This is a genomic window from Pseudoalteromonas luteoviolacea CPMOR-1 (genome assembly GCF_001625685.1).
GTDB classification, from domain to species: domain Bacteria; phylum Pseudomonadota; class Gammaproteobacteria; order Enterobacterales; family Alteromonadaceae; genus Pseudoalteromonas; species Pseudoalteromonas luteoviolacea_K.
In genome coordinates this window covers 1-5,932 of record NZ_AUYC01000060.1, presented here as the reverse complement: position 1 = coordinate 5,932, position 5,932 = coordinate 1, and the positions used below count along the sequence as shown (strand labels likewise).

The 5,932-nt window shown below is 42.0% G+C and carries 7 protein-coding genes; 2 read left to right on the top strand and 5 right to left on the bottom strand.

Going from position 1 to position 5,932, the window contains the following annotated elements; translation table 11 throughout:
- A partial coding sequence (locus tag N473_RS20920) for a hypothetical protein (protein ID WP_231098118.1) occupies window positions 1–322 on the top strand: 322 nt, incomplete at its 5' end.
- A 3-nt stretch (window positions 323–325) separates the two neighbouring features.
- Here the strand turns inward: N473_RS20920 and sdhD are convergent.
- From sdhD to N473_RS20900, 4 genes are all read right to left on the bottom strand, one after another.
- The gene (sdhD, locus tag N473_RS20915) at window positions 326–664 is read right to left on the bottom strand and encodes a succinate dehydrogenase, hydrophobic membrane anchor protein (RefSeq protein ID WP_063369618.1); all 339 of its coding nucleotides are present in this window, start codon (window positions 662–664) and stop codon (window positions 326–328) included.
- Complete coding sequence (gene sdhC / locus N473_RS20910) at window positions 655–1,035, bottom strand: succinate dehydrogenase, cytochrome b556 subunit (protein ID WP_063369617.1); 381 nt, start codon at window positions 1,033–1,035, stop codon at window positions 655–657. The genes sdhD and sdhC overlap by 10 nt, the downstream gene beginning before the upstream one ends.
- Window positions 1,036–1,203: 168 nt before the next feature.
- Complete coding sequence (locus tag N473_RS20905; RefSeq protein WP_231099614.1) at window positions 1,204–2,760, bottom strand: AbgT family transporter; 1,557 nt, start codon at window positions 2,758–2,760, stop codon at window positions 1,204–1,206.
- A gap of 525 nt (window positions 2,761–3,285) precedes the next feature.
- Window positions 3,286–3,534 (bottom strand): hypothetical protein, encoded by a 249-nt coding sequence (locus N473_RS20900; RefSeq protein WP_063369616.1) that lies wholly within the window; start codon window positions 3,532–3,534, stop codon window positions 3,286–3,288.
- Window positions 3,535–3,766: 232 nt separating this feature from the next.
- On the opposite strand from N473_RS20900, the gene N473_RS20895 reads away from it, so the two are divergent.
- Window positions 3,767–4,462 carry a VC0807 family protein gene (locus tag N473_RS20895; RefSeq protein ID WP_063369619.1) on the top strand — a complete coding sequence of 232 codons (696 nt, stop codon included), beginning with the start codon at window positions 3,767–3,769 and terminating at the stop codon, window positions 4,460–4,462.
- Window positions 4,463–4,508: 46 nt separating this feature from the next.
- On the opposite strand, the gene argA is transcribed toward N473_RS20895, so the two are convergent.
- Window positions 4,509–5,855 carry an amino-acid N-acetyltransferase gene (gene argA, locus N473_RS20890; protein WP_063369615.1) on the bottom strand — a complete coding sequence of 449 codons (1,347 nt, stop codon included), beginning with the start codon at window positions 5,853–5,855 and terminating at the stop codon, window positions 4,509–4,511.
- Between the last annotated feature and the right edge of the window lie 77 nt (window positions 5,856–5,932).

Sequence of the window (5,932 nt, the reverse complement as noted above, 5' to 3'; positions counted from 1 at the left end):
ATCATTCAAGTCTACGCGTATGATTAAAGATTTTGCTACTCGAACTTGCCCATGTTGCAACAAGCCGCTCAAGCTGAGTGATAGACTGGCATTGCTTAATCGAGAGCCATTGACCTGTAAATACTGTGCAAAACCATTAAAGCCTAACTTTAGCATTATGCTAATCAATACTTTTTGGCTCAGCACCTGTGTATCAGGGCTGATAAAAACCCATACCGAACTCAATTATGCATGGGCATTGTGCGCCGCTTTATTAGCCGTCAGTGTGTTATTACCGGCATTAGATTTGCTCTTCTCACTAGAAGAAGAGCACTCTCACTAAGGCTTAAAGCCAAAGTAGCTTAATGCCAGTAACAATAATAGTGAAACTCAATACAACGCAAAGCGTATTAAATAGCTTATATACACCTGCACTTTTCACATAGTCACCCGCAATTTGCCATCCAGCTAGTATGCCATTCAAAGCAAAAATAATGACACATAACGTGGTTGCAACTTTGAACCAAATAGGCTCAATAAAAGCCAGCAAACTTTGATGATCGGTAATTGGTTGATTTACCAAAAGCCCTATCAAAATCAACGTATATAAAACAATTAAAGCATTACTAAAGCGCTGCAATACCCACTGTTTAGTCCCTGAGCGCGCAATTCCAGTTATAGCCATATCCACACTCCAATTCCAACACTCAATACAATGCCAAGACCAATAGCGACACGGGAAATCATGCAGCCACTTGCCAGCTCTTCAAAGTAACCAAACTCTTGAATGATATGCTTCACAGTACCTAAGCAATAGTAGCCCAGTGCCGTAAGCAGTCCCCACACAATAAACTGTACAAGAAAGTTCTCAGTGAACAAGACTGATAACGTATTGAAGTTATCTTGCGATTGAATTGCAAAAATTAATAGTGGCAATAAAACAACCAAAGCAGCCCATACAATGACACCACTGACGCGATGCAAAATAGACGCATAGGCTGTAATAGGTAGCGCCATTGTCTGTATCGCCAAATTAGTTGGCCGTTCTTTTCTCATATCAAATACCTAAACTTAAACATGAGCAAATGCTAACGCAAATCATTACCACTTACAAATTTAGATTAATTAATGTCTAGCTGATTAACCATCTTAAAATAAGAAAAATCAGTATTTATATTGAAAAGCAGTGCAGTAGCGGTGCCACTGCACTGGAAATAGAAAGAGTTAGAAACCTAGCGGGATATTAAATGCAAAGAAACCAACTAATAATGATGTCCAAAACAGTAAAAACGCCACTGAATAAGGAACCATCATCATGATCACGTCACCAAAGCTCAAATCAGGCTTGTACTTACGCATGAAGGCTAAAATCACCCCAGCATAAGTCATCATAGGTGTAATAATATTCGTTGAGGAGTCTGCAACACGGTAAGCCGCAGCAACCAGATCAGGCGTCATCGCTGGGTTTACTTGATACAACATTGGAACGAAGATGGGACCAAGTAACATCCATTTAGACGTTAACCCACCAACAAATAAGTTGATCAGACCCGTGGTGATCACAAAGCCAATAATAAGAAGGATTGGGAACTCTTGTAAGCCAAGTGCTGATAAGCCACTTGCACCAATATAGGTAATATAAGTGCCTAAACCTGAATACCCTAAAATACCCAAAAAGTTATAACAAAAGAATGTCAGCACTAGGATATAGCCCATGGTGTTCATTTGCGCGATCATCGCTTGCACAACATCCATCAAGCTCTTGAATTTACCTGTTGCCACACCAAACGCGGCACCAACAATGGTAAAAACTAAGGTGATCAATAGGATGACATTGTTCAAATAAGGTGTGACAACTTTACCTGAAGCCGTTTCATATGGTGCCAATGGCCCTAAAGCAAGTGCAACCACAAGCCCAAGCGATAACAACAAGCCCCAAAACGCCGCTCTTAACCCTTTTTTCTCTTCTTCTGTTACAGCAAAGTTTGATAGATCCATCCCTTCAGGTAACTCATAAGGGACATTTTTAAACCTTGGTTCAACAAACTTTTTCGTAACCCATGCGCCGATGCCAACCAACATAAATGTAGAAACAAAAATGAAGTAATAATGCATAGTAGCTGGCGTAAGTGCCTCACCTGTAGAGGATTCAAATGGCACACCTTGAGACTCCGCAAAGATTTGCGCATTTAAACCGATGATCACATCAACCGGCGTAGCTGGGATCAAGTTAGCACTAAAGCCTGCTGACACACCGGCAAATGCAGCTGCCATCCCTATCAATGGATTTTTGCCCAGCCCCGCATATAGCAAACCAGCCAACGGAATTAAAATTAAGTACCCCGCGTCAGTTGCAATGGAACTCATGATCCCCAAAAAAATCAAAGCCGGCGCTAAATAAGTGTCTTTTAGACGAGTACCTAGTTTTTTGATAATCGCATTAAACAGCCCTGAGCTTTCTGCAACCCCCACGCCTAGCATCACAATAAGGATCACTCCTAGGATACCGTTACCAAAGCCTAGCCAATTTTGCAGTAATGCATTATCAAAAAACCAAACGACATGTTCAGCGTCGGTCATATTTTTAATGGTATGTGTGATTGGGCTGCCATCAGCACCTTGGGTTTCGAATGTTAACCCACCGATCAAAGCCGTCAGCGCAAATGCACCAACAATAAACCACATGAAGATAATAATGGGATCTGGAATTTTTTTACCTGCTTTTTCAATGAATGAGATCACCCCTCCACCATTCATTTTTGCTGTATCAGTAGCTGACACTTAACCTCCTTAGTATTAAAAAATTTATAAGAAACTGTACTTTTGCAAGGTACAATGGCGGTATTCTAATCAATTTTTACTTAATTGAGAAAATTTTTAGTTGGGCCGCTCAATTATTCAGCGGAATTAATGTCTATATGTCTGAGTTCACACAGGTAGCAGCAGTGCTTACTCTCATTTTTCAAAACACATATTTATTCCACCCACGCCCAAGCTGCCATCATCAAATATCAGTACTGATTAGCTGAAAATTTAAGCCAGCTACCTTCACCGCTTGATAGCGATAGTGATTTACTGAGGGTTATTAATTTAGTCCAAAAGAATAATAAGGAGCGCGTCGACAACAGGTCAGTAAACGCGCACATCTTCTCTGCACGACAGCCACATAACGTGCTAGCGTTTAGCGCATCTTTAGCGCTTTAGTTCAGATGTGCATGGGCTCATACAGTACTTGAGACCATTTTTAATTTAATGAGGGGGAACTCCCCCCTCATCATTTAGTACTTTTCATCCTTGAGATGACGCTTAATGACGTTTTTTAGGACCCATTCTCACTAGGTCTTTGCCATTTTCAAACACCTCTTGCGTCACCCAACGTCCTAATAACAGTTGGTGCTTGTCATCAAGCACAGCGACAAATGGACGACCATTACTGTTATGAGTTGCCAAGGCGACACCTTCCACGTTTTCTAACCCCAAGCCACCACTTTCTACCAACAGCAAAAATGTTTCTAATTCATCAAGATTGGTTATCTCATCGCGATCGTTGATCATGCTACTCACTCTCTTAATACTGTTTACTTTAAAGTCTACTGAGCATCGTCTATGCTCGACAGGTATAGCGCGCATTATATCTCGCAATCTGTACACCAGCCATAAGCCACGTCCGCTGCTCTATGAAAACTTTACGCGATACAAAAACACCGCGACCCCATATAAGGATTGCCGCACAGGTGTCTCTTGCCGTACACTCATGGTCATTATTGCATTTATTTTTGAGGTAACAATGGCTGAGCCCGACAATAAACCCTCTGGCTTTTTTAGCCAGATGCTTTTTAACATCATTCTACCAGTCGTGATCTTGACTCGATTTTCCGGTGAAGAGCATTTGGGCCCTTCTTTAGGCGTGATCGTCGCTCTGGCATTTCCGATAGGTTTTGGTTTATGGGAACGTAAAAAAACAGGTAAGTTTAACTTTATCTCAGGCCTAGGGATTGTCTCTGTGTTATTAACTGGCGGTATCAGTTTACTCGAGCTTGATGCCAAATATATTGCCATCAAAGAAGCGCTGATCCCAGGTGTGATTGGTGTTGCTATCGTTGTTAGTCAATATACCAAGTACCCTTTATTGAAAACCATGCTGTTTAATGAAAATGTCATGGATATCCCAAAGATTGACTCTGCGTTAAAAGAAAAGGGAAATTTAGATAAACTACCTAAAGTACAAATCATTGCATCAAACATTTTGGCAGGCTCATTCTTCTTGTCTTCTGTACTGAACTATGTGCTGGCAAAAATGATTGTTGTCAGTCCTGCGGGTACTGAAGCCTATAATAACGAATTGGGCCGAATGACTGCGTTGAGCTATCCCGTGATTGTGCTGCCTACGATGGTGATTTTCTTTGTCGCACTTTACTACTTAATTAATTCATTGAAAAAGCTAACGGGCCTTAAAATGGAAGAGATGTTTATTGAACAATAAACACTTTTTATCAAACCATGAAAAATGGGGCCTATATGGCCCCATTTTATATTCTTTCTCTATTTTTTGGCAAACGCGTTAAATCAAGCTTCAAAATTTTTGAACGCCTTTGATAATTATAAAGTGACTTCTTCTTCGCAGGTAAATCTTCGATGCTCGCACAGTCAAACCCCTGCTCAAAGAACCAGTGAATACTACGTGTAGTCAATGCAAACAAGGCTTTATAACCTTTGCGGCGCGCCTTATTGATTACTGTGCGCAGTAAAAAGCTACCTCGATCCGCATCTCTATATTGTGGGTGGACAGCCAAACTCGCAAACTCTCCTACCTGCTCTTCTACAAAAGGGTATAGAGCAGCACATGCGATGATCAACCCATCTCGCTCTATCACCGTAAACTGCTCAATTTCCATTTCCAACTGCTCACGAGATCGCCTCACCAAGTAGCCTTGCTCCTCTAATGGCCGAATTAAGTTCAGTACGCCGTTAATATCAGAAATAGACGCGCTGCGCAGTTGCTCAGAGCTTTGAGGGGCAATTTGTGTACCTATACCATCGAGCGAAAATAGCTCCTGAAGCAACGCCCCATCCTCTCGATAGCTAACAAGGTGACAGCGATGTACACCACCTCGACATGCTTCAATTGCCGCATGTAAAAACACGGCGGCACTTTTGCATGGCAAGTTGCCATGTTCTTTGGCCAATAGCTGCTCCCCCTCATTGGGCATTAACTCAGCGATGGCTTCGCCATGTTCGTCTAAAATACCTGCTTCATGACAAAATCCGAGCATTTTATCGGCATCTAGTCGCAAAGCGACCTGCGTTGCTATCTCTTCAGCAGTGAGGTTAAAGCTCTCCCCCGTCACCGATGCCGATATGGGACCTAACAATACGATACTGTTATTATCCAACTGATGACGGATCCCCTCAACATCGATGCGACGCACGCGACCAGAGTGGTGATAATCAACGCCCTCATCGATCCCTATGGGCTGGGCAATCACAAAGTTACCGCTGACAACATTAAGAGAAGTGCCTGACATTGGGGTGCTACTGAGCGACATTGACAACATTGCCGTAATATCTAACTGCATAGCGCCGCTCACTTGTTTAATAATTTGCAAAGAATCGCTGTCGGTTACTCGGATCTGATTGTGAAACTCACTGTGTATACCTGCGTTTGCCAGTGCGCTATCAAACTGAGGCCTTGCCCCAAATACCAATACTATTTTAATGCCCAGACTGGTCAGTAGGGCAACATCATTTATGATACTGCGGTAGCCTGGTTGATCAACAGCCTCCCCGCCAAGCATAACAACAAATGTTTTACCACGGTGAGCATTCACATAAGGAGTAGACTGTCGAAAACCGTCGACAAGTTCTGTAGTACGCACGAGCAATTTACCTTTTTCATAGATAAGTAAGTCTATTGATGAACCTCTATCATATGGAATTAAAATTCAAAATAAAA